Annotated in this window: 20 protein-coding genes; 15 read left to right on the forward strand and 5 right to left on the reverse strand. The window is 62.7% G+C overall.

Annotated elements, in window-relative coordinates:
• Window position 1: 1 nt before the first annotated feature.
• Window positions 2–1,135: an aminopeptidase gene (locus HWE04_RS20830; RefSeq protein ID WP_241813590.1), complete on the reverse strand. Its 1,134-nt coding sequence runs from the start codon at window positions 1,133–1,135 to the stop codon at window positions 2–4.
• An 11-nt stretch (window positions 1,136–1,146) separates the two neighbouring features.
• Window positions 1,147–3,249 carry a molybdopterin-containing oxidoreductase family protein gene (locus HWE04_RS20835; RefSeq protein ID WP_241813591.1) on the reverse strand — a complete coding sequence of 701 codons (2,103 nt, stop codon included), beginning with the start codon at window positions 3,247–3,249 and terminating at the stop codon, window positions 1,147–1,149.
• Between the two features lie 166 nt (window positions 3,250–3,415).
• Here HWE04_RS20835 and HWE04_RS20840 point away from each other — a divergent pair, with 166 nt between their 5' ends.
• Window positions 3,416–4,237 (forward strand): AraC family transcriptional regulator, encoded by an 822-nt coding sequence (locus tag HWE04_RS20840; RefSeq protein WP_241813592.1) that lies wholly within the window; start codon window positions 3,416–3,418, stop codon window positions 4,235–4,237.
• Window positions 4,238–4,242: 5 nt separating this feature from the next.
• Here the strand turns inward: HWE04_RS20840 and HWE04_RS20845 are convergent, their stop codons facing one another.
• Window positions 4,243–4,875: a LysE family translocator gene (locus tag HWE04_RS20845; RefSeq protein WP_241813593.1), complete on the reverse strand. Its 633-nt coding sequence runs from the start codon at window positions 4,873–4,875 to the stop codon at window positions 4,243–4,245.
• 167 nt (window positions 4,876–5,042) lie between these two features.
• Here HWE04_RS20845 and HWE04_RS20850 point away from each other — a divergent pair, with 167 nt between their 5' ends.
• From HWE04_RS20850 to HWE04_RS20865, 4 genes are all read left to right on the forward strand, one after another.
• Window positions 5,043–6,236 (forward strand): M20 aminoacylase family protein, encoded by a 1,194-nt coding sequence (locus HWE04_RS20850; RefSeq protein WP_006461945.1) that lies wholly within the window; start codon window positions 5,043–5,045, stop codon window positions 6,234–6,236.
• A gap of 102 nt (window positions 6,237–6,338) precedes the next feature.
• Window positions 6,339–6,689, forward strand: a complete 351-nt coding sequence (locus tag HWE04_RS20855) for a DUF1304 domain-containing protein (protein ID WP_241813594.1) — start codon at window positions 6,339–6,341, stop codon at window positions 6,687–6,689.
• Window positions 6,689–7,225: a DUF695 domain-containing protein gene (locus HWE04_RS20860; protein WP_241813595.1), complete on the forward strand. Its 537-nt coding sequence runs from the start codon at window positions 6,689–6,691 to the stop codon at window positions 7,223–7,225. The genes HWE04_RS20855 and HWE04_RS20860 overlap by 1 nt, the downstream gene beginning before the upstream one ends.
• Before the next feature lie 170 nt (window positions 7,226–7,395).
• The gene (locus tag HWE04_RS20865; protein ID WP_006461942.1) at window positions 7,396–8,115 is read left to right on the forward strand and encodes a DUF4088 family protein; all 720 of its coding nucleotides are present in this window, start codon (window positions 7,396–7,398) and stop codon (window positions 8,113–8,115) included.
• A gap of 40 nt (window positions 8,116–8,155) precedes the next feature.
• On the opposite strand, the gene HWE04_RS20870 is transcribed toward HWE04_RS20865, so the two are convergent.
• Entirely contained in the window at window positions 8,156–8,926 is a 771-nt protein-coding gene (locus HWE04_RS20870) for a DUF3047 domain-containing protein (RefSeq protein WP_241813599.1), read from the reverse strand.
• Between the two features lie 256 nt (window positions 8,927–9,182).
• Window positions 9,183–10,157: a LysR family transcriptional regulator gene (locus HWE04_RS20875; RefSeq protein ID WP_006461940.1), complete on the reverse strand. Its 975-nt coding sequence runs from the start codon at window positions 10,155–10,157 to the stop codon at window positions 9,183–9,185.
• A 216-nt stretch (window positions 10,158–10,373) separates the two neighbouring features.
• Here HWE04_RS20875 and araD1 point away from each other — a divergent pair, with 216 nt between their 5' ends.
• The 10 genes from araD1 to HWE04_RS20925 all read left to right on the forward strand — a co-directional run bounded on the left by araD1 (window position 10,374) and on the right by HWE04_RS20925 (window position 20,184).
• A complete protein-coding gene (gene araD1 / locus HWE04_RS20880; protein WP_241813596.1) occupies window positions 10,374–11,369 on the forward strand; it encodes an AraD1 family protein in 996 nt (331 codons plus the stop codon).
• Between the two features lie 173 nt (window positions 11,370–11,542).
• Window positions 11,543–12,226, forward strand: a complete 684-nt coding sequence (locus HWE04_RS20885; protein WP_006461938.1) for an amino acid ABC transporter permease — start codon at window positions 11,543–11,545, stop codon at window positions 12,224–12,226.
• Between the two features lie 9 nt (window positions 12,227–12,235).
• Complete coding sequence (locus HWE04_RS20890) at window positions 12,236–12,886, forward strand: amino acid ABC transporter permease (RefSeq protein WP_006461937.1); 651 nt, start codon at window positions 12,236–12,238, stop codon at window positions 12,884–12,886.
• Window positions 12,870–13,604 carry an amino acid ABC transporter ATP-binding protein gene (locus tag HWE04_RS20895; protein ID WP_006461936.1) on the forward strand — a complete coding sequence of 245 codons (735 nt, stop codon included), beginning with the start codon at window positions 12,870–12,872 and terminating at the stop codon, window positions 13,602–13,604. The genes HWE04_RS20890 and HWE04_RS20895 overlap by 17 nt, the downstream gene beginning before the upstream one ends.
• A gap of 79 nt (window positions 13,605–13,683) precedes the next feature.
• Entirely contained in the window at window positions 13,684–14,490 is an 807-nt protein-coding gene (locus HWE04_RS20900; RefSeq protein WP_006461935.1) for a transporter substrate-binding domain-containing protein, read from the forward strand.
• Window positions 14,491–14,586: 96 nt separating this feature from the next.
• Window positions 14,587–16,122, forward strand: a complete 1,536-nt coding sequence (locus HWE04_RS20905) for a UxaA family hydrolase (RefSeq protein WP_039874401.1) — start codon at window positions 14,587–14,589, stop codon at window positions 16,120–16,122.
• 260 nt (window positions 16,123–16,382) lie between these two features.
• Entirely contained in the window at window positions 16,383–17,558 is a 1,176-nt protein-coding gene (locus HWE04_RS20910) for a fumarylacetoacetate hydrolase family protein (RefSeq protein ID WP_006461933.1), read from the forward strand.
• A gap of 16 nt (window positions 17,559–17,574) precedes the next feature.
• The gene (locus HWE04_RS20915) at window positions 17,575–18,339 is read left to right on the forward strand and encodes an SDR family oxidoreductase (protein WP_241813597.1); all 765 of its coding nucleotides are present in this window, start codon (window positions 17,575–17,577) and stop codon (window positions 18,337–18,339) included.
• A gap of 218 nt (window positions 18,340–18,557) precedes the next feature.
• Window positions 18,558–19,472, forward strand: coding sequence for an SMP-30/gluconolactonase/LRE family protein (locus HWE04_RS20920; RefSeq protein ID WP_241813598.1), 915 nt, complete (start codon window positions 18,558–18,560; stop codon window positions 19,470–19,472).
• 157 nt (window positions 19,473–19,629) lie between these two features.
• Window positions 19,630–20,184: an acyloxyacyl hydrolase gene (locus tag HWE04_RS20925; RefSeq protein WP_006461930.1), complete on the forward strand. Its 555-nt coding sequence runs from the start codon at window positions 19,630–19,632 to the stop codon at window positions 20,182–20,184.
• Window positions 20,185–20,941: the final 757 nt, after the last annotated feature.

Genomic DNA, 20,941 nt, shown 5'->3' on the forward strand with positions numbered 1-20,941 from the left:
ATCACCCGGGATGATACCCGCCTGCATCCCGTTTGGGCTGCCCAATGGTGTCGGTGGGAAATGTTTCTGGCGCCGCCTTGCCCGTGGTCAAGGGCGCTTCGCCCAGCGCGGCGTGCCGGGCGGGCTTGTCCATGCGCGCCAGTCGCCGGACCTTGTCATAGAAATCAGGAAAACCTCGACTGTTTTCGAACAGCCGCCGAAAAGCCGGCACCATGTCGTGATAAGCACCGACCAGGGCCAGATGCGCGTTCGACAACGGCATGGCGAACCAGCGGTCGTAGCCGGCATAGCCGTTCCAGCGTGTGCTCTTGATCGTCGCGTATTCAGCACGCAGGGCGGCGAAGATGGCGGCCTTGCGCTCGCGCTTCACGGCGTCGCTGGCATCGCTGTCGTAGTTGTCCTTTAGCTGGGCGCGGTACTTGTCCAGCAGCGCCAGGAATTCCCGCTTGCGCTGCGCATAGCGCTGATACGCCTCGGTCATAGCAGAATCGTGGCGCGCCGCCAGCCAGCGCTCCAGCCCCAGTTCCTCGACCGCTACCGCGAAACCTTCATTGAAGGGCGTATCGTCGCGGGCGTAGACAGTCTGGTGCGCCAGTTCATGGAAGATCAGGCGCGCCAGTTCACCGTCGGGATACTGGATGAAGGTGGAGATGACCGGATCATCGAACCAGCCCAGCGTGGAATAGGCCGGCACCCCCGCCACCTGGACGTCATAGCCTTCCCGCTGCAGCGCGGCGGCGTAGTCCTGGGCCGCTTGCTGGCTGTAATAGCCGCGATAGTCCACGCAACCGGCAATGGGAAAACACCACTGCCTGGCCTTGAGCGAGAGTTCCGGTGCGGCCACCACGTTCCACAACACGAAAGGCCGGTCCAGCTGGGCATAGGTGCGGTAACTGCCGTTATCGGGCAAGCCCAGTTCGACCACCGCAAAGCGGCGAATCTCTTGCACCGTCTGCAGCTTGGTCTTGAGCGCCGGCTGGGTGGCGGGATCGGCGAGCCAGTCATCCAGCGGCCGGGCCTGCGCCAGCAGGGAGAACTGGCCATGCGCGGCCTGGGCGTAATAGGACACCGATGAACACGCGCCCAAACCCAGCAATCCGCCCAGCGCCAGCACCAGCATGCCCCTGCGCAGCATGATGCAGGGACTCAGTGCGCCACAACCGGCTGCTGCAGTTTTTCCACCTGCACCAGCACGTCGTAGAAGGTAGGCGCGTTACCCATGTCGGTCAGGCGCTGGCTGGTCACCTCGTTGGCGTTCTTGCCATCGGCGGCAAACTTCTTCCACCAGATCGACAGCCCCACCACCAGACCCGGGCGCGCCTTTTCCGTCACACGCACGCGCGCCTGCATGCTGCCGCGATCATTGAACACGCGCACCGTATCGCCTTGTGTGATGCCGCGGGCAGCGGCGTCCTGCGGGTGCATGTCCAGATGCGGCTCGCCCTCGGTATCGCGCAGGCTCTGCACGTTGACGAAGGACGAGTTGAGGAAATTGCGCGCCGGCGGGGAAATCATCGCCAGCGGATAGCGGGCAGCCAGTTCCGGGTTGCTGGCCACCGACTCGTAGGGCGCGATATAGGCCGGCAACGGATCGAGACCGGCCGCCTTCATCTGCGCCGAATAGAATTCGCACTTGCCCGAGGGCGTGGCAAACCCGCCTTCGGCAAACGGCGCGACCGGCATGTCCAGACGCTGCCAGCCCTTTTCCTTGAGCACCTGCCAGTCGTAGCCGCCACTGCGCGGGTCATCGCGCCGGAAGGCCACCGCCGCCAACTGGTCATCGCTGTCACGGAAGCAGTCCTCGGTGAACCCCATGGCCGCAGCGAGCAGGCGGAAGATCTCGGTATTGGGCTTGGCCTCGCCCATGGGCGCAATGGCCGCATTGTTGGCCAGCATGTAGACGTGACCGTAGGAGGCATGGACGTCGATGTGTTCCAGCTGGGTGGTGGCCGGCAAGAGGATATCGGCGTAGTCGGCGGTATCGGTCTGGAAGTGCTCCAGCACCACGGTAAACAGGTCCTCGCGGGCGAAGCCCTGCGCTACCTTGGCCGACTCCGGTGCCACCGCCACCGGGTTGGAGTTGTAGACAATCACCGCCTCCACCTGGGGCCCGAACCCGGGCGACGCCGGCTTCAGGAGATCGTCGCCGATGGTACTCATGTTGATGACGCGGGCCGGGGCGCCATGACGCGCGGCCAGGTCGGGCCGACTCAGCGCCGCCGCATCCTTGGGAAAGCTGTCCGACACCGACAGCTGGATGCCGCCGGCGGCGTGACGCCAGGCCCCCACCAGGGCTGGCAGGCAGGCCACGTTGCGCGCCGCCATGCCGCCGCCGCGCACGCGCTGCAAGCCGTAGTTGGCGCGGATGACAACGCCTTCGCCGGCCAGCGCCACGCGGCCGTACTCACGCCCCAGCGCCAGCACTTCTTCGGCCTTGATGCCGCAGACCTCGGCGGTACGGGCCGGCGTCCATTCCGCCACGCGCTCTTTCAACTGATCGAAGCCCAGCGTGTGACGGGCGATGTAGTCGTGGTCGAGCAGGTCCTCGGCAATCAGCACATGCATCATGCCCAGCGCCAGGGCCGCATCAGTACCCGGCAACAGGGCAATATGCTGGTGGCACTTTTCGGCTGTAAGCGAGCGATAGGGATCGATGGCGATCAGGCGTGCACCATTCCGCTTGGCGGCCTGCACCCGGGTCCAGAAATGCAGGTTGGAGGCAATCGGATTGCCACCCCAGATCAGGATCAGCCGGGCATGGTCGACCTGCTCCAGATCGGTACCGATGCGCGCTCCGATGGTGTAGCGATAACCGGCGCCGCCGGCCGAGGCGCAAATGGTGCGCTCCAGTTGCGACGCACCCAGGCGATTGAAGAAACGCCCTGCCATCGATTCACCCTGCACCTGCCCCATGGTGCCGGCATAGCTGTAGGGTAGGATGGCCTGGGGATCGCGCAAGGCAATCTGCCCCAGGCGTTGGGCGATGGCCGCAATCGCCTCGTCCCAGCTGATGCGCTCGAACCGGCCCTCGCCCTTCTTGCCCACCCGGCGCATGGGATAAAGCAGGCGGTCAGGGTGATAGGTGCGCTCGGTATAGCGTGAAACCTTGGTGCAGAGCACACCGGAGGTGGGCGGGTGATCCGGGTCGCCACGCACCTCGGTGGCGACGCCGTCCTTGACGGTCACCAGCAAGGCACAGGTATCGGGGCAATCATGAGGACAGGCGGCGCGGACGATCGAGATGGTCATGGCAAGCGGAGCAAGGAACAGGGATGAAAACCGGAAAAACGGGATGGAAGACGTACCATGCGCCGCACACCGGCAGGACAGCAGCAAAGGCGCGGGAAAACGGCCAGGACGGCAAAGCGGATACTTTATCTTAAAATGGCCCACCGCGACTCTCGCCAACCCTGTCATGACGCCTCTTCAACACTTCTGGCACACGCCCGAACTGCCCTTCCTCGAAGGCCGGCGCGCCACCGGTAGCCTGTCCTGCTATGCCCCGCATACGCATGACAGCTTTTCGATCGGCATCGTCGATGGCGGCCAAAGCGTCTTTTCCGTGGCGGGCCGGAGCATGGCCATCGTCCCCGGTGATGTCGTACTGGTCAGGGCCGGTGATGTACATAGCTGCAATCCGGCCGAGCTGCAGCGCTGGAGCTATCGCATGCTCCACCTCGACGTGCACTGGCTGGCCAGGCTGCTCGATGAAACTCCGAGCACCCGCGGGCTGCTCCAGAGGATGGATTCTCAGGTGCTGCGCTCTGCCTCGGCGGTCCAATTGCTCAACCGCATGACAGCGGCCCTGGACGCCCACCAGGTCGACCTGCACGCCGACCTGCAGGCCGACATCATCACTTGCCTGCACGAACTCATGCAGCTATGCGCAGAAACCTGCGCCAGCCCCCTCACGATGGCCACGCAAGGCAGCGACGGCCTGCAGGCCGCGCATGATTTCCTGCAGGCACATTGCCGTGAACGCATCACGCTCGACACCCTGGCCGCCATCGCCGGCACCAGCCGGTACCAGTTGATCCGCCAGTTCAACCGCCGCTTCGGCATGACGCCCCATGCACTGCAACTGGACATGAAGATCCGCCAGGCACGCGTGCTGCTGCGTCAGGGGGCGAGTGCGGCCGATGCCGCCTACGACACCGGCTTTGCCGACCAGAGCCATTTCCATCGCGTCTTCAAATCCCGTGTGGCCGTCACGCCCCTGCAATACGCAAGGCCCTGAGGAAATCAGCGCAGGCGCCCAGCCGCCAGGGCCACGGCGGCCACCAGCAACAGCAGGCCGGCGCAGCGCTCGATCAACGGCATCGCCCGGCCCAGCGCGACCACTACCTTTTCCCGCGCGATCAGGCAGACCAGCGCAGCATCCCAGGCCAGCACCGCACACGCCAGCCACACCCCATAGAACAGCTTGCGGCCCAGCCCGGTGTGCGCCTCCACGATCACGGTGAAGAGGCCGAAGTAGAACAGGCCATTCTTGGGATTCAATAGTGCCGACAGGAAGCCCGCGCTCATGCCGAGCAGGGGTGATACGCGCTGCGCATGCGCAATCGCCACCATGTCCGGCCAGTCGGCGGGCGCGCGGCTGGCGCGTATGAACATCCATCCCAGCCAGGCCAGGTAGCCGCTGGCCAGCCACTGCAAGGCGACCAGCAGCGCCGGACTGTCCTGCAGCACGCTCCAACCGCCGATGGCCACCGCGATATAGAGCCCATTGGCCAGCGCGATGCCCAGGCTCACGGCCAACCCATACGTCCGACCGTGACGCAGGCTGCTGCGCGCCAGCAACAGGAAATCCGGACCGGGACTGGCCAGCGCCAGCAGATGTGCGCCGGCCAGCAACAGGAATTCAGACCAGAACATGAGCATGCCTCCTCGCCTCGTCGGGCTATATCGAAAGAGGCGCATGCTAGGCAGGACGACGATCCCTGTATTGAACAAAATTGCGCGAACGGTGGCCCGGCGCAAGGCACGGTAAGATAGGCGGCTTCAGTACCACCTCCACACACTGTCCCAGACCAAGCCAGACCATGAAACTCATCGACCCCATCGTCCAGTTCCAGGCCGAACTGCAGAAGATCCGCCGCGACATCCACGCCCACCCCGAACTCGCCTATGAAGAGGTCCGCACCGCCGATGTGGTCGCGCAGAAGCTCACCGAATGGGGCATCCCGGTAGTACGAGGCCTGGGCGTGACCGGCGTGGTCGGCATCATCAAGAACGGCGACAGCCCGCGCGCCATCGGTTTGCGCGCCGACATGGACGCCCTGCCCATGCCCGAGATCAATACCTTCGCCCACGCCTCCCGCCACGAGGGCAAGATGCACGCCTGCGGCCACGACGGCCATACCGCCATGCTGCTGGGCGCGGCCTACTACCTCTCGCAGCATCGCAATTTCGATGGCACGGTGTATGTCATCTTCCAGCCCGCCGAAGAAGGCGGACGCGGCGCCGAGCGCATGATCCAGGATGGCCTGTTCGAGAAATACCCGATGGACGCCGTCTTCGGCATGCACAACTGGCCGGGCATCCCGGCCGGTCATTTCGGTGTGACGCCGGGTGCACAGATGGCCTCCAGCAACGAGTTCCACGTCACCGTCAAGGGCAAGGGCTCGCATGCGGCGCAACCGCACAAGGCGGTCGATCCGGTGATGACGGCGGTGCAGATCGCCCAGGCCTGGCAGACCATCGTGGCGCGCAACATCAACCCCAATGATCCGGCGGTGGTCTCCATCACCCAGATCCATACCGGCAGCGCCACCAACGTCATCCCCGACGAGGCGATGATGGTCGGCACCGTGCGCACCTTCAGCCTGCCCGTGCTGGACCTGATCGAACGCCGCATGCAGGAGATCGCCGAGCACACCGCCGCGGCCTTCGATGCCACAGTCGATTTCCGCTTCAACCGCAACTATCCGCCGCTGATCAACCACGTCGCCGAGACCGCATTCGCCGTCGAGGTGCTGACCGAACAGTTCGGCGCCGATCATGTCGATGCCCATACCGAACCCACCATGGGGGCCGAGGATTTCGCCTTCATGCTGCAGCACAAGCCGGGCTGCTATGTGTTTTTGGGCAATGGCGACGGCGGTCACCGCGATCATGGTCATGGCCTGGGCCCGTGCAACCTGCACAACCCCAGCTATGACTTCAACGATGACCTGCTGCCCATCGGCGCCACCTACTGGGTGAGGCTGGCCGAGAAATTCCTGCAGGCGAAGTAAGACGGCAGGCCGGACGGCATTGGCGGGCGGCACGGTTTGAGGCATGATCCTCGGCACGCATCCTGAATCCTGATTTGTGATAACGATAACAAGGGAGAAACCTTGCACACCCTCGCCACTGCCCTCCTGCTGCTGGTCGCCATCGAGCATGTCTGGATCCTGATCCTGGAGATGTTCCTGTGGACCAAGCCGCTGGGACTGAAGACCTTCCGCCAATCGAAGCAGGCCGCCGAGGCGACCCGCGTGCTGGCCGCCAACCAGGGCTTGTATAACGGCTTCCTCGCGGCCGGGCTGTTCTGGAGCCTGGCGACCGGCGAGCGGCCAGTACAGTTCTTCTTCCTGATCTGCGTGCTGGTGGCCGGCATCTACGGCGGCCTGACCGCCAAGCGCTCTATCCTCTACATCCAGGGCCTGCCCGCCTTGCTGGCGCTGCTGGCCCTGCTGGCGAGCTGATGTTGCCGCTGCGCCGCGTCTTCGCCTTGCTGGTCCCGGGTCTGCTCGCGCTGCTTGCAGGGCAAGCCACGGCGCAGGAGCAGGACGCCGAATGGTGGACCTACCAGACCCAGCGCGCCGGGCTGGCCTACACGGTCAAGCTGGACATGGGCCTGCGCCGGGCGTTTCCGCTCTCCGGTTTTCCCTATGTGCTGGTGACCCGCGTGAACTATGCCCCGGCCACGGGCGACGGCCTGCCGGCCGTGGCCGACCAGGACCGGCTGGAATCCCTGTCGGATGACATCGCCGCTGCCATCGCCAGGAAAACCCGCAGCCTCTACGCCGGCACCACGTTCAGCCAGGGCCAACAGCAATCGTATTTCTATGTGATCGATCCGAGCGGACTGGAGAGCATTGCCACCAGCCTGCAGGCCCGGCTATGCCAGGCTTGCAGAAGCAGCGCGGCGATCCAGGCAGACCCGGCGTGGTCGCTCTATCGCGAGCAATTGCTGCCGGATGCGGAAACCCGGCAGCGCTACGGCCTGCGCAGTTACTAAGGCGGCGGAAACTGCCCTAAAGCAGGCACGGTAAAGTTTCGGCGTGGATGAGCCGATAACAGTTTTCCTGGCAGCATCATTGTTGGCACTCGCCATCACTCTCACTCCGGCAGCGATCGCGTTCATTTTGCCGGAATAACAACATCGGACCCGGTCCGAGGGGAAGCAGCATGAAACAGATCAAACTCATCCTCAAGGACGAGATCTACGACTCGCTGGAGCGGGATTATCACAACTTCGTGCGGCTCTCGACCAAGATCGATTCGGGCTTCGTCAAGCCGTCCTTCGATAGTTATCTGTTGGCCAAGGTTTCGGAGAACACCAATTTCCTCACCGAAGAAGCGGTACAGCACCTGATGCTGTCGGGCCAGTACGCCTGGGCAAGACGGGCGATGGACAAGGAATTTCCGGACGTGGTGCAGATCCTGATCGAGCAGGCTGCGAATTACGGCTTCTGGATCGCGGTGCGCCACGACTGGACCACCGATGACCTGGTCAATGCCTCGCGCGCCTGGGCCAGTGCCATCATCAAGCAGGCCAAGGGCGATGAAACCCAGATCGATGTGCTGGCCGCGCAGATCAAGGCCTCGGCCACCAGCATCTCGGTGGTGCAGGAGCGCCTGCGCACCCCGGCCGCACTGCTGGCGGCGGCCATGGTGCAGGAATTGCGCGAGACCCACATCGCCATCGAACACGCCTCCGGCATGGTGGCGCGCGAAAAGCTGGGGGCCATGCGCACTCTGCTGAAGCTGGGACGGGCCTTCGGCAATGTCTCCGAAAAGGCCGAGCAGGACATGATGGACAAATTGAAACGCGAGAAGCCCTGGCTCTTCGAAGACGGCCCCAAGGGATTCTGGGGACACGTCGCGGCCTGGTGGCGCGGCGTCTAGGCCGGCCTGCCGGGCTACGGCCCCTCTTCAGAACGCTGGATCAGGAGGCGGCTTCAGGCTCTCGCATGAGGCGGATATCGCCGTACCACGCTTCCATCTTCTGGCCGGTATTGTCGGTATCGGTCAACACCCCCACGCCGATCAGGCGTCCCGGCTTCTCGCCGAAGATACGTTCATAATCCTCGGCGACATTGCGCTGGTACTTGCGCCACTGGCCCACGTGCTCCGGGCCGCTCTCGGCGACCAGCATCTGGATGCGGCCGGTACGACCATTGGCGATCACCTGCCCCACCTGCGCCTTGCTATCCCAGACATACATCAGCGTGGCATAAGGCAGCTCATGCCCGGTCAGCAATTTGGCGGTATCGAAGAGGATGGTGTCCATCAGCGAAAGCTTGTCATGGTCACCATCGAAGGCCAGCACGATGCGCACCGGCGAATCATCGGTCTCGCGGTGAGTGAGATCGGCCGTCGGGATCAGGCCACTGGCCTTCCAGCTCCAGGACAGCCAGGGCTTCTTGTTGATGTCGATGTCGACCGGATGACGCAGACCGGACGAAGCACGGTCGGCAAAGGCATGCAGCACGCTGCGCCCATTGTCATCGACCAGACGGTATTCGGTAGGAATCTTCTTGCGGGTGAAGACCAGCGGTTCCCAGCCAGCAGGAAGGCCCTTGGGCGGATTGGCAGAAAACAGCGCCAGTGCCTGGTCCAGCCTGGCCTGCTTGGCGGCGGCATCAGGGGCGGCTGGCGCCTGGCCGGCACATCCGGCCAGCAGCCAGGCGGCGCCAAGGCAGAGTGACGCCAGCACGCTGCGCGCGGCAGCAGCCTGGAAGGAAACGGGAAGCTGTGCAGCAAGTCGCGTGCGCGCACGCGTGAGACGCAAATTCATGAAGGCCGACCGGAGAAGAAGGGAATGCGGTCACCCCGACCGCAGACGAAGGCTAACAGGAAAACGCGGCCGCACGACATCCGGAAAAACCCTAGCGCGTAAAAAAACCTCAATGGCGAGTGGCCGAGCATCCCATCCGTCCTGCCAGCTGGGCTGGCCATCTATCATCTATCACTCAGTTTTGCTGGCGCAGGATCTGGATGAACATCTTGGCCAGCGACGACAGGGTGGTGTTCTTGCGGGTGACGATGCCGTAGTGCTCGATGCGCGTCTTCAGGTTCACGGGCAGGATGCCCAGCATCTGCCGCGCCGCGAAGAAGTGGGCGATATCCAATGGCATCACTGCCACCATGTTCGATTGCGCCAGCAGCGTGATGGTCACGAAGGGCGAGGCGGTCTCGATCACGTTGCCCGGCACCTTCAGCCCCTCCAGCTTGAACTCGTGCTCGATCCAGATGCGCATGGGCATGTTGCTGGAATACAGGATCCAGGAGGCCCCGGCCAGCTCCTGCAGGCGCACCTTCTGGGCGGTGGCCAGGGGATGGTCGATACCGCAGACGATGCACATGGGCTCGCCGCGCAGCATTTCATAGTTGTACAGATTGGGTTGCGAACTGACCGAGGAGCGGCCGATCATCAGATCAATGCGCCCCTGGTCCAGCAGCAGCAACTGGCGCGCGCTGGTGTCTTCGCTGATCTCAATGGAGACTTCCGGCTGGATTTCGCGCAGGCGCGAGAGCGCACGCGTGACGAAGGGTGCGGCCCCCATGATGGTGCCGATGGACAGGCGGCCGCCGCGACCGCTGATCATGTTCTGCAATTCCTCGCGCAGATTGGCTACGTCGCTCTGGATCAGGCGCGCATAGCGGATCACGCAACGGCCCAGCTCAGTGGCCTCGATGCCGCGTGGCGAGCGGTCGAACAGGGTTACGCCCAGGGCATCCTCCATTTCATGCAGGGCCTTGGTGGCCGCCGGCTGGGTCATGTGCATCACCTCGGCCGCCTTGTGCAGCGAGCCCTGCTCGTCGAGTGCCGTCAGCAGCGCGACCTGGCGAAAGCGCAGGCGGCTGACGATGGACCCCACCGAAGGCAGCGCGCCGGCGCCATCTCCGAGTTGGTTATCACCCGATGAATTAAGCTCATTGGACATCGTTGTACTCGCCTCTTATAGTCGGTCCGGAAAAAACCACAATGCTAGCGCATCTATCGGCCTGCCAAGGCGATGCGTGAAAAAAGCTCAGGAGACGTTGGCAGGACCGATCCATCGTAGGCGCGACATTCCTGCCGCCTGCGAATGCCTGATCGTCCTCGCCGTTTCGTCGCCTGGCTGACCAGAACCGACATTGCGGACAGACAAGGAGACCCGGTGAGGCTGATTCAATACCGCGACCGCAAGGGCGAGCGCCGTGTAGGCATCGTCAACGGCAGCCACATCCAGGCGCTGGACCAGGTGGCGACCATGCGCGAACTGGCCCTGCTGGCGCTGCAGCGCAGCACCGGGCTGGAGCGTCAGGCCCAGTTGCTCAACACCGACCAGTCCGAAGACTACGCCGCCATCCTGGCCGAGGCCCGCATCCTGGCACCGCTGGACCATCCCGATCCGGCGCATTGCCGCGTTTCCGGCGCCGGCACCACCCATCTGGGCAGCGCCACCACCCGCGACAAGATGCATCGCCGCCTGGAAGGTGATGAACTCGACAAGACCGATACCCAGCTGATGATCGAATGGGGCATCGCCGGTGGCCGCCCTGCGCCGGGCCAAGTGGGCGTGCAGCCGGAGTGGTTCTACAAGGGCGACGGCAGCAGCGTCGTCGCCCCCGGTCAGCCGCTGCCGCGCCCGGACTTCGCGCTCGACGGCGGCGAGGAACCGGAGATTGTCGGCCTGTACCTGATCGATGACGAGGGCTGCCCGCGCCGGCTGGGCTTTGCCATCGGCAACGAGTTTTCGGACCACGTCATGGAGCGTCGCAATTACCTTTACCAGGGGCATTCCAAGCTGCGTCACTGCAGCTTCGGACCGGAGCTGCTGGTGGGGCTGCCGCCGGCCCATCTGGTGGGGATGACCCGAATCCGTCGCAAGGGCCGAGTGATCTGGGAACAGGAATTCCTGACCGGCCAGGACAACATGTGCCACAGCATCGAGAACCTGGAATACCACTACTTCAAGTATTCGCACCTGCTGCACGCGGGTGACGTGCACGTGCACTTCATGGGCGCGGCCAACCTGTCCTTCGCCTACAGCCTGCGCACCGAAGATGGCGACAGTATCGAGATCAGCATTCCCGACTTCGGCGCACCGCTGGTCAACGGTATAGCACACGTGACATCCGTATTTAGCGCGGGAGGCGTCAAGCCGCTCTAGCGGCCATGTCCAGATCGCGTTACCCAGGCGCGCCGCAAGGCGCAGACAACCCCGGCAATCATGCCAAGGCCCGCGGCAACAGTCGCACAACAAGAGGCCGCCCCCAGGAAAACTGCAAAGGAGACCACCCTCATGCCCATGTCCATCCCCCGCCCAGGAACATCGGAGCGTCAATGAACTACACCTTCGATTTCATGAGCGTCTTCGCCAACTGGGACCGCCTGCTCATGGGCGCCTGGTTGACGATACAGCTCTCGGCGCTGTCCATCGCGCTGGGATTCGTGGTCGGCACGCTATGCGCGATCGCTGGCAAGAGCCGTCTGGCGCTGGTGCGCGGCCTGATCCGTGCCTATGTCGAGATCATCCGCAACACCCCGCTGCTGGTGCAGGTGTTCCTGGTGTTCTTCGGTCTGGCCAGCATCGGCTGGAAGCTCTCGGCCGAGACCGCTGCCGTGATCGCCCTCACCGTCAACGTCGGTGCCTACACCACCGAGATCATGCGCGCCGGCATCAACTCCATCCACCCCGGCCAGATCGAGGCGGCCGAATGCCTGGGCATGTCGCGTCTGCATGTGTACTGGCATGTGGTGTTGCTGCCGGCGGTGGAGCGCGTCTATCCATCACTGACCAGCCAGTTCATCCTGCTGATGCTGGCCTCCAGCATCACCTCGCAGATTTCGGCGGAAGAGCTAACGGCGACCGCCAACCTGGTGCAGTCGGAGACCTTCCGCAGCTTCGAGGTCTATGCGGTCATCGCGGTGGCCTACCTGGCGCTGTCCTTCCTGTTCCGTGGCGCGTTCTGGCTGATCAGCCAGCTGGCCTTCGTGCGCAAGCGCAAGCTTGGCACCAACCTGTGAGGAGCGGCGATGAATTCCTTTAGTTTCCTGCACGTCGAATACCTGCTGCAGGCGGCCGTCTGGACCGTGGTGCTGTCGTTGGTGGCGTTTGCCTTCGGCGGTGTGGCCGGGTTCGTGATCGCGCTGTGGCGGGTCTCGCCCAACCGCCTGCTGCGCAACATCGCCAGCGGCTATATCCAGGTGGTGCAAGGCATTCCGCTGCTGGTGATCCTGTTCGTGGCCTATTTCGGACTGGCCATCGCCGGCTTCAAGCTGACGCCGTTGGTAGCAGCCGGCATCTCTTTTGCGATCTACTGCGCGGCCTTCCTGGGTGAAATCTGGCGCGGCTGCATCCAGGCGGTGCCCAAGACTCAATGGGAGGCCTCGGAATGCCTGGGCTTCAACCGCTACGAGCAATTGACCAAGGTGATCCTGCCGCAAGCCATCAAGATCGCCACGCCGCCCACGGTGGGATTCATGGTGCAGATCGTGAAGAACACCTCGCTGGCCTCGGTGATCGGTTTCGTCGATCTGTCCCGTGCCGGCCAGATCATCAACAACTCGACCTTCCAGCCGTTCACCGTCTTCGGCTGCGTCGCGCTCATCTATTTTTGCCTGTGCTTCCCGCTGTCGGCGCTGTCCAAGCACTTTGAAAGGAAATTGAATGTCAGCAATCGTTAAGATCAAGGATCTGCACAAGAGCTTCGGTACTAACAAGGTATTGAACGGCGTTTCGCTGGATGTGCAAAAGGGACAGATGGTGGCCATCATCGGCAAGAGCGGATCGGGCAAGAGCACCCTGCTGCGCTGCCTGAACGGACTGGAAAAGGTGGATGCCGGCGACATCAATGTCTGTGGCCATGACATCCATCATCCCGACCGGCTCAACCTGCGCGAACTGCGCAAGCAGGTCGGTATCGTCTTCCAGAGCTACAACCTGTTCCCGCATCTGACGGTGGAGCGCAACATCACGCTGGCGCTGACCACCATCAAGAAGATGTCGACCGAGGAAGCCAGGAAGATCGCCCACAAGGTGCTGCAGCTGGTGGGACTGGAAAACAAGAAGGAAGCCTATCCCGAACAGCTCTCCGGCGGCCAGGCGCAGCGCGTGGCCATCGCACGCTCGCTGGCGATGGCGCCGGAACTGATGCTCTTCGATGAAGTGACCTCGGCGCTGGACCCGGAACTGACGGCCGAAGTGCTGAAGGTGATGGAAGACCTGGCCCGTGGCGGCATGACCATGGTGTTGGTCACGCACGAGATGGCCTTTGCCCGCAAGCTGGCCGACGTGCTGGTCTTCATGCACCAGGGCCAGGTGTGGGAGGTCGGCCCGCCGGATGAGCTGTTCAGCAATCCGAAGACGGCCGAGTTGCAGAAGTTCGTGTCCAGCGATCTCTGAGTTTTCGGAGCGCACAGACTTTGTCGCACAGAATTTGTTTTTCTCAGGCAGTATCAAATAAACCACTCAGGAGACCGCAATGAAGAATCTGCTCAATTTCACCAAGAAGGCTGCCGCCGTCGTGCTGGGCCTGGCTTGCTTCGCGCAGGCCGCCCACGCCGACGCGCTGGCCGATATCAAGGCACGCAAGAAGGTGCTGATCGCGATCGACCTGGGTGCGCCGCCGTTCGGGATGACCAATGCCAAGCTGGAGCCGCAGGGCTCGGACGTGGAAACCGCGCGCCTGCTGGCCAAGGACATGGGCGTGGAGCTGGAGATCGTGCAGGTCACCGGCCCCAACCGCATCCCCTTCCTGATGACCGGCAAGGCCGACATGGTGATCTCGTCCTTCTCGATCACACCGGAACGCCAGAAGGTGGTGGCCTTCACCCAGCCGTATGGCGCCTCGCAGTTCGTGGTGGCCGCGCCCAAGGGTGAGAACATCAAGAGCCTCAACGACCTGGTCGGCAAGCGCGTGGCCGTGGTCCGCGGCAACATGCAGGATTCGCTGCTGACCCCGCTCGCCCCCAAGGGAACCAACATCGTGCGCTTTGACGACGATGCCACCGTGACCGCGGCCATCATCTCCGGTCAGGTCGATGCCCTGTGCACGCCGAACTCGCTGGCCTCGGCCATCGCCAAGCAGAACCCGTCCAAGAACCTGGAAACCAAGTTCGCCATCAAGGACATCCCCTATGCCATCGGCCTGCGCAAGGGTGAACCGGCACTGGAAAAGTGGCTCAACGAATGGATCACCGCCAATCTGAAGAATGGCAAGCTGCCCGCCATCTATCAGCAATGGGTCGGCAGCCCCATGCCTGACCTGGCACAGTTCGCGCCCAAGTAAGTCCGCATTTCCGGCATGCCCTGCTCCCAGGAGCAGGGCATGCGCCCGCCGCTTCCGCGGCCAGCCCGCAGCATCCACGTTCTCACCGAGATCAACATGAAAGCTACCTCTCCCGTCATCCGACTCAATCCTGTCGATGATGTCGTCATTGCCCGCCAGCAGCTCATCTCCGGCACCGTGTTGCAGGAAGAAGGCGGCCTCAAGGTCCAGGGTCTGATTCCCGCCGGTCACAAGATGGCCACCCGCGCCATTGCCGTGGGCGAGCCGGTCAAGCGCTACGGTCAGATCATTGGCACGGCCAGCCAGGCCATCGCGCCGGGTCAGCACGTGCATACGCACAACCTGGCCATGGCCGAATTCTCGCGTGAACACCATTTCGGCGCGGACGTGAAGCCGGTCGATTTCGTGGCGCAGCCGGCCACCTTCATGGGCATCGTGCGCCCGGACGGCCGCGTGGCCACGCGCAACTACATCGGCGTGCTGACTTCAGTGAACTGCTCGGCCACGGCCGCACGCGCCATTGCCGACTACTTCCGTCGCGACATCCACCCGGAAGTGCTGGCCGACTATCCCAATATCGACGGCGTGGTCGCCCTGACACACGGTCTGGGCTGCGCGGTGGATTCGCAGGGGGAACCGCTGCAGATCCTGCGCCGTACCCTGGCGGGCTACGCCACCCATCCCAACTTCGCCGCCGTGCTGGTGGTCGGGCTGGGGTGCGAGACCAACCAGATTTCCGGCCTGATGGACAGCCACAACCTGAAGGAAGGGGAATACTTCCATACCTTCACCATCCAGAGCACTGGCGGCACCGCCAAGACGGTGGCGCTGGGGATCGAGAAGATCAAGAAGATGCTGCCCAAGGCCAATGACATCAAGCGCGAGCCGGTGCCAGCCAAGCACCTGACGCTGGGCCTGCAGTGCGGTGGTTCGGATGGCTACTCGGGCATCACCGCCAACCCGGCGCTGGGCGCGGCGGTTGACCTGCTGGTGAAACACGGCGGCACGGCGATTCTGTCCGAGACACCTGAAATCTATGGCGCCGAACACCTGCTCACGCGTCGCGCGGTGTCCTCCGAGGTCGGCGAGAAGCTGCTGGCGCGCATCGCCTGGTGGGAAGAATATTGCGCCAAAAACGATGCCGAGATGAACAATAATCCCTCGGCCGGCAACAAGGCGGGCGGCTTGACCACCATTCTGGAAAAGTCGCTGGGCGCGGTGGCCAAGGGTGGCACCACCAATCTGGTGGATGTCTACAAGTACGCCGAGACCGTGACCGCCAAGGGCTTCGTCTTCATGGATACCCCGGGCTACGACCCGATCTCGGCCACCGGCCAGGTCGCCGGTGGCGCCAACATGATCTGCTTCACCACCGGCCGTGGTTCGGCCTATGGCTGCGCACCCTCGCCGTCGCTGAAGCTGGCGACCAACACGGCGCTGTGGCAACGCCAGGAAGAAGACATGGACATCAACTGCGGCGAGATCGCCGACGGCAACGTGACGCCACAGGAGATCGGGGAACGCTTCTTCCAGATGATCCTCGATACCGCGTCCGGCAAGAAGACCAAGAGCGAGCTGCATGGCTATGGTCAGGACGAGTTCGTGCCCTGGCACATCGGCGTCTATACCTGATGCAGATCATCCTGGCCCGGCCCCGGCCGGACTAAGCTTATCCGCCTCACCCGAGCAGGACAGGGTGAGGCGGACTGCAGGCCAAGCATCCTTTCCCCCCGGGGAAATTCATGGCGAGGATGCTTCGCCCGCGGTGAACGCAATGAGCGCAGTGAGCGCAGTGAGCGCGGTTGGTCTACTCCCCCTTGCAGTACATGACATCCAGGCAGACCCGCTTCCCGTGTAGTCCGGGCCAGCCTCCAACATAAGGAAACAAGAACATGGCACATACCTTTTCGCTCCAGGCACACCTGCCTGAAGACCACGCCCAGGCCACGCTGATCGGCCGTGTCTGGCAACCGGGCGTCGGCCCGGTGCTGGTGAAGATCGACGCCGAAGGCGCCTATGACCTGACCCTGATTGCGGCCACCTCCAGCGAACTGCTGGAGCTGGACGATCCTGCTGCGGCCGTACGCGCCGCCAGCAACATGACCCGCATCGCCAGCTTGCAGGAACTGCTGGACAATGCCGATGCAGGTCGTCGCGATACCTCGCGCCCGTGGTTGCTGGCACCCATCGATCTGCAGGCCGTCAAGGCCAGCGGCGTGACCTTCGTGGCCAGCATGCTGGAGCGCGTGATCGAGGAACAGGCACGCGGCGACGCCGGCAAGGCAGAGTCGGTGCGCAAGGCCATCACGGCGGTGATTGGCGACAACCTCTCCAGCGTCGTGCCGGGCTCGCCCGAAGCGGCACGCCTGAAGGAAGTGCTGCTGGAGCAAGGCGTGTGGTCGCAATACCTGGAAGTGGGCATCGGCCCGGATGCGGAGATCTTCACCAAGGCCCAGCCGATGTCGTCGGTGGGGCTGGGCGACGAGGTCGGTATCCACCCGAAATCGGCCTGGAACAATCCGGAACCGGAAATCGTGCTGGCCATCAACAGCCGTGGCAAGGTGGTCGGTGCGACCCTGGGCAACGACGTCAACCTGCGCGATTTCGAAGGCCGCAGCGCCCTGCTTCTGGGCAAGGCCAAGGACAACAATGCGTCCTGCGCGGTGGGGCCTTTCATTCGTCTGTTCGACGCAAACTTTTCAATTGACGATGTGCGTCGCGCCGAACTTACAATGCGTGTCGATGGTACCGAAGGCTTTACGCTCAAGGGCAGCAGTTCGATGTCCATGATCAGCCGTGATCCGCTGCAGCTGGTGGAACATGCGATCGGCCCCAATCACCAGTATCCGGATGGCCTGGTGCTGTTCCTGGGGACCATGTTCGCGCCGACCCAGGATCGCTTCGGTCCCGGTCAGGGCTTTACCCACCAGGTCGCCGACATCGTGACGATCTCGACCCCCACGTTGGGCGCGTTGGTGAACACGGTCAACTTCAGCGACCAGACCGCACCGTGGACCTTCGGCCTGACGGCGCTGTTCAAGAACCTGGCCAATCGCAAACTCATTTAAACGCAAAGGAACAAGCATGTCCGCATCCACTGGCCGCCTCGCCGGCAAGACCGTCCTCATCACCGCCGCTGCGCAAGGCATCGGCCGCGCTTCCACCGAGCTGTTCGCCCGCGAGGGAGCGCGCGTGATTGCCACCGACATCAGCAAGCAGCACCTCGATGCACTCAACGATATCGCCGGCGTGGAGACGCGTATTCTGGACGTGACCGATGATGCCGCCATCAAGGCACTGGTGGCCGAAGTCGGCACCATCGACGTACTGTTCAACTGCGCCGGCTATGTGGCGGCGGGCAATATCCTGGAATGCGACGACAAGGCCTGGGATTTTTCCTTCAACCTCAATGCCAAGGCCATGTTCCACACCATCCGTGCGGTGCTGCCGGGAATGCTGGCCAAGAAGGCAGGCTCGATCGTCAACATCGCCTCGGCGGCATCGAGCGTGAAGGGTGTTGCCAACCGCTTCGCCTATGGCGCATCCAAGGCAGCGGTCGTCGGTCTGACGAAGTCGGTCGCGGCGGACTTCGTCGCACAGGGCGTGCGCTGCAACGCGATCTGCCCAGGCACCATCGAATCGCCCTCCCTGAACCAGCGTATCAGCACGCAGGCCAAGGAGACCGGCAAGAGCGAGGACGAGGTACGCGCAGCCTTCGTGGCACGTCAGCCCATGGGACGTATCGGCAAGGCGGAGGAAGTGGCGGCGCTGGCCTTGTACCTGGCCTCGGATGAGTCCAATTTCACGACCGGCTCGATCCACATGATCGATGGTGGCTGGTCCAACTGATTCACTCGCGATAAATGGGACCGAGGGCCTGAAGTACCTGTTCTTCAGGCCCTCGGCACCATTGGCGGGCAACGGATGGCGAATGGATAGCGGCATGCGTAAAGCATGCCGTTCTGCTTTCCAGGGCGAGTGACAGAGGAGGTTTGCTGATCAGGTTTATCAAACTGCAGCACAGGGGCATAATGAGGCCTCCCTTATTCCTGTGAACTAGTACGCCCATGCCTCCAGTGCCCTTCAATTTCTCTGCCGACAGCATTACCGCGATTTCACCCGAGCCCATGTTGCTGGGAGAATCGCCCTTATGGCATGCGGAGGAAGGTGCGCTGTACTGGATCGATATCCCTGGCAAGTCGGTTCACCGACTGGTGCTCGATACCCAGCAACACCAGCGCTGGGACATGCCGGAAGAACCCGGGAGCATAGTCAAACACGCCCAGGGCGGCCTGGTGGTGGCTCTGCGTATTGGCATGTTTCATCTCAATACCGGCAATGGCGCCTTGTCGGCCATGCTGGCTGCTCCGTATGACACCGGTCGGATTCGCTTCAACGACGGCCGCTGCGATGCCGCCGGTCGTTTCTGGTGCGGCACCATTTACGAGCCCCGCGATCGGGAGGCCGGCACGCTCTACTGTTTCGAACGCAACGCCCTGCGCGATGCGCATCATGCGGTGACGACGTCCAATGGCGTGGCCTTCAGTCCGGACCAACGCCTGATGTATCACTCCAACACGCCGGCGCATCGGATCAATGTCTACGACTACGACCTGGCCACCGGGCAGACCAGCAACTGCCGCCTGCTTCGCCAGTTCGACAGCGACAAGACCGTGCCCGATTACGGCGGCCGTCCGGATGGCGCTGCAGTGGATAGCGAAGGAGCGTACTGGTGCGCGATGTTCGAAGGCGGACGGGTGTTGAGGCTGTCGCCGCAAGGCGAGATATTGCAGGAAATTCGCCTGCCCGCACGTTGCCCGACCATGGTGGCCCTGGGCGGCTCTGATCTGCGCACGCTGTTCATTACCACCGGGCGCAATGGGCGTAGCGAGGCAGAGCTGGCGCAATACCCCTTCTCCGGCCACGTACTGGCGATCCGGGTGGCCGTGCCGGGACGGCTGGAATACAGCTATCGCCCCTGAGGCCGCGCGCGGATGTGGCGTGGAGGCGCCAAAAACAGACACGCGAGTATGCTTTTGTGATGATTATGAGAGAATAGCGCGTTATCGCGGACTGCACGGTCTGCGCTGAATCCTCGCAAAGATCCTTCAAAACTATTTACGCGCTGAAAGAATATCCATGACTAAACTGAAGAGCCTGGTTGCCAAGATCGCATTTGCCGGCGTCGCCGCTTTCGCCATCCAGTCCCCGAGCTACGCCATCGACGGCGTGTCGGTTGAATACGGTACCGGCAACAACACGCAACTGGTGCGCCTGGGCGCACAGTTCAACTGGGGCCCGAACTGGAATTTCTGGCAATCGAACGGCACCCATATCGGTGGCTACTGGGATCTGTCGCTGGCCAACTGGCGCATGAACCACTACAACAACACCAACGACAGCGGCAATCTGGTCGACCTGGGTCTGACCCCGGTGCTGCGCTTCCAGCGTGATGATGGCAAGGGTTTCTACGGCGAAGCAGGTATCGGCGTGCACCTGTTCTCCAAGCTGTATCGCAATAACGACAAGGTGCTGTCCACCGCTTTCCAGTTCGGCGACCACGTCGGTGCCGGCTATGTGTTCAGCAATGGCCTGGACCTGGGCATCCGCCTGCAGCACTTCTCCAACGGTGGCATCAAGCAGCCCAACGGCGGCGTGAACTTCGCTGTGGCACGTGTCGCTTACAAGTTCTGATACTGCATCAGCACTGCTTCATTAAAAAGCCGGCATTGCCGGCTTTTTTCTTCTCTTGTGGTTTAGAGGGTTGGGTGCCTGGGTGAGGTCACTCAGTGCTCGTTAGTGCTCGTTCGGATGTTGCTCGATCAAGTCATCAGTGATGGGTGTCGAGGGAGTGTCTCGGGGCTGTGGATAAGATAAGTCCTGCGCAAACTCGAAGGGTGCCCTGTGCATAAACTAAGTTGTCTAATTATTGAGGCCACACTGGACGCTACTTTGCGCCTTGTTTGTTCCCCGAATACTAAGTTTTTGAAGTTGATGTCGTGCCATCGATGCGTCGGACTGTCGACGCGACAGGCGGTGGATAAGATATCCAGTCGAAGGGGTTTATTGTCCGAGCTTTCTGCCCAGTCCGATCTAGTAGCCGACATTCTCAACCTCAAATGAGGCTGATCAGAGGTAACGTCCAGCCAAGAGGAACGGTTCTCCCTGTTCAGGAGGGAGCGGCGGAGTGTCCGCGCCTTACCAGCTCTACAATCCGCGTCACTGTCCCCCAAGTCGAGGTCAGCCTAATGAGAGCAGGAGCGCGATGCTAATCAGCGCGGACCTGTTGAGTTGTATGCAGCCGGATGATGGGATGGGTGCGTGTTTTTGCCGCCGCAAAGCAAAAACCCTCGCTACATTCGTAACGAGGGTTCTTGGGAGTAACAAGCCTGACGATGACCTACTTTCACACTGGTTGCAGCACTATCATCGGCGCGAAGTCGTTTCACGG

It is taken from the genome of Herbaspirillum sp. C7C2 (assembly GCF_022627865.1).
Taxonomy (GTDB): domain Bacteria; phylum Pseudomonadota; class Gammaproteobacteria; order Burkholderiales; family Burkholderiaceae_D; genus Herbaspirillum; species Herbaspirillum frisingense.

What these genes read in the sequence shown, in the direction of transcription:
- HWE04_RS20830 (WP_241813590.1), bottom strand. Translation starts at nt 1,135, where the DNA reads ATGCTGCGCAGGGGCATGCTGGTGCTGGCGCTGGGCGGATTGCTGGGT.
- HWE04_RS20835 (WP_241813591.1), bottom strand. Translation starts at nt 3,249, where the DNA reads ATGACCATCTCGATCGTCCGCGCCGCCTGTCCTCATGATTGCCCCGAT.
- HWE04_RS20840 (WP_241813592.1), top strand. Translation starts at nt 3,416, where the DNA reads ATGACGCCTCTTCAACACTTCTGGCACACGCCCGAACTGCCCTTCCTC.
- HWE04_RS20845 (WP_241813593.1), bottom strand. Translation starts at nt 4,875, where the DNA reads ATGTTCTGGTCTGAATTCCTGTTGCTGGCCGGCGCACATCTGCTGGCG.
- HWE04_RS20850 (WP_006461945.1), top strand. Translation starts at nt 5,043, where the DNA reads ATGAAACTCATCGACCCCATCGTCCAGTTCCAGGCCGAACTGCAGAAG.
- HWE04_RS20860 (WP_241813595.1), top strand. Translation starts at nt 6,689, where the DNA reads ATGTTGCCGCTGCGCCGCGTCTTCGCCTTGCTGGTCCCGGGTCTGCTC.
- HWE04_RS20865 (WP_006461942.1), top strand. Translation starts at nt 7,396, where the DNA reads ATGAAACAGATCAAACTCATCCTCAAGGACGAGATCTACGACTCGCTG.
- HWE04_RS20875 (WP_006461940.1), bottom strand. Translation starts at nt 10,157, where the DNA reads ATGTCCAATGAGCTTAATTCATCGGGTGATAACCAACTCGGAGATGGC.
- HWE04_RS20885 (WP_006461938.1), top strand. Translation starts at nt 11,543, where the DNA reads ATGAACTACACCTTCGATTTCATGAGCGTCTTCGCCAACTGGGACCGC.
- HWE04_RS20890 (WP_006461937.1), top strand. Translation starts at nt 12,236, where the DNA reads ATGAATTCCTTTAGTTTCCTGCACGTCGAATACCTGCTGCAGGCGGCC.
- HWE04_RS20895 (WP_006461936.1), top strand. Translation starts at nt 12,870, where the DNA reads ATGTCAGCAATCGTTAAGATCAAGGATCTGCACAAGAGCTTCGGTACT.
- HWE04_RS20900 (WP_006461935.1), top strand. Translation starts at nt 13,684, where the DNA reads ATGAAGAATCTGCTCAATTTCACCAAGAAGGCTGCCGCCGTCGTGCTG.
- HWE04_RS20905 (WP_039874401.1), top strand. Translation starts at nt 14,587, where the DNA reads ATGAAAGCTACCTCTCCCGTCATCCGACTCAATCCTGTCGATGATGTC.
- HWE04_RS20910 (WP_006461933.1), top strand. Translation starts at nt 16,383, where the DNA reads ATGGCACATACCTTTTCGCTCCAGGCACACCTGCCTGAAGACCACGCC.
- HWE04_RS20915 (WP_241813597.1), top strand. Translation starts at nt 17,575, where the DNA reads ATGTCCGCATCCACTGGCCGCCTCGCCGGCAAGACCGTCCTCATCACC.
- HWE04_RS20920 (WP_241813598.1), top strand. Translation starts at nt 18,558, where the DNA reads ATGCCTCCAGTGCCCTTCAATTTCTCTGCCGACAGCATTACCGCGATT.
- HWE04_RS20925 (WP_006461930.1), top strand. Translation starts at nt 19,630, where the DNA reads ATGACTAAACTGAAGAGCCTGGTTGCCAAGATCGCATTTGCCGGCGTC.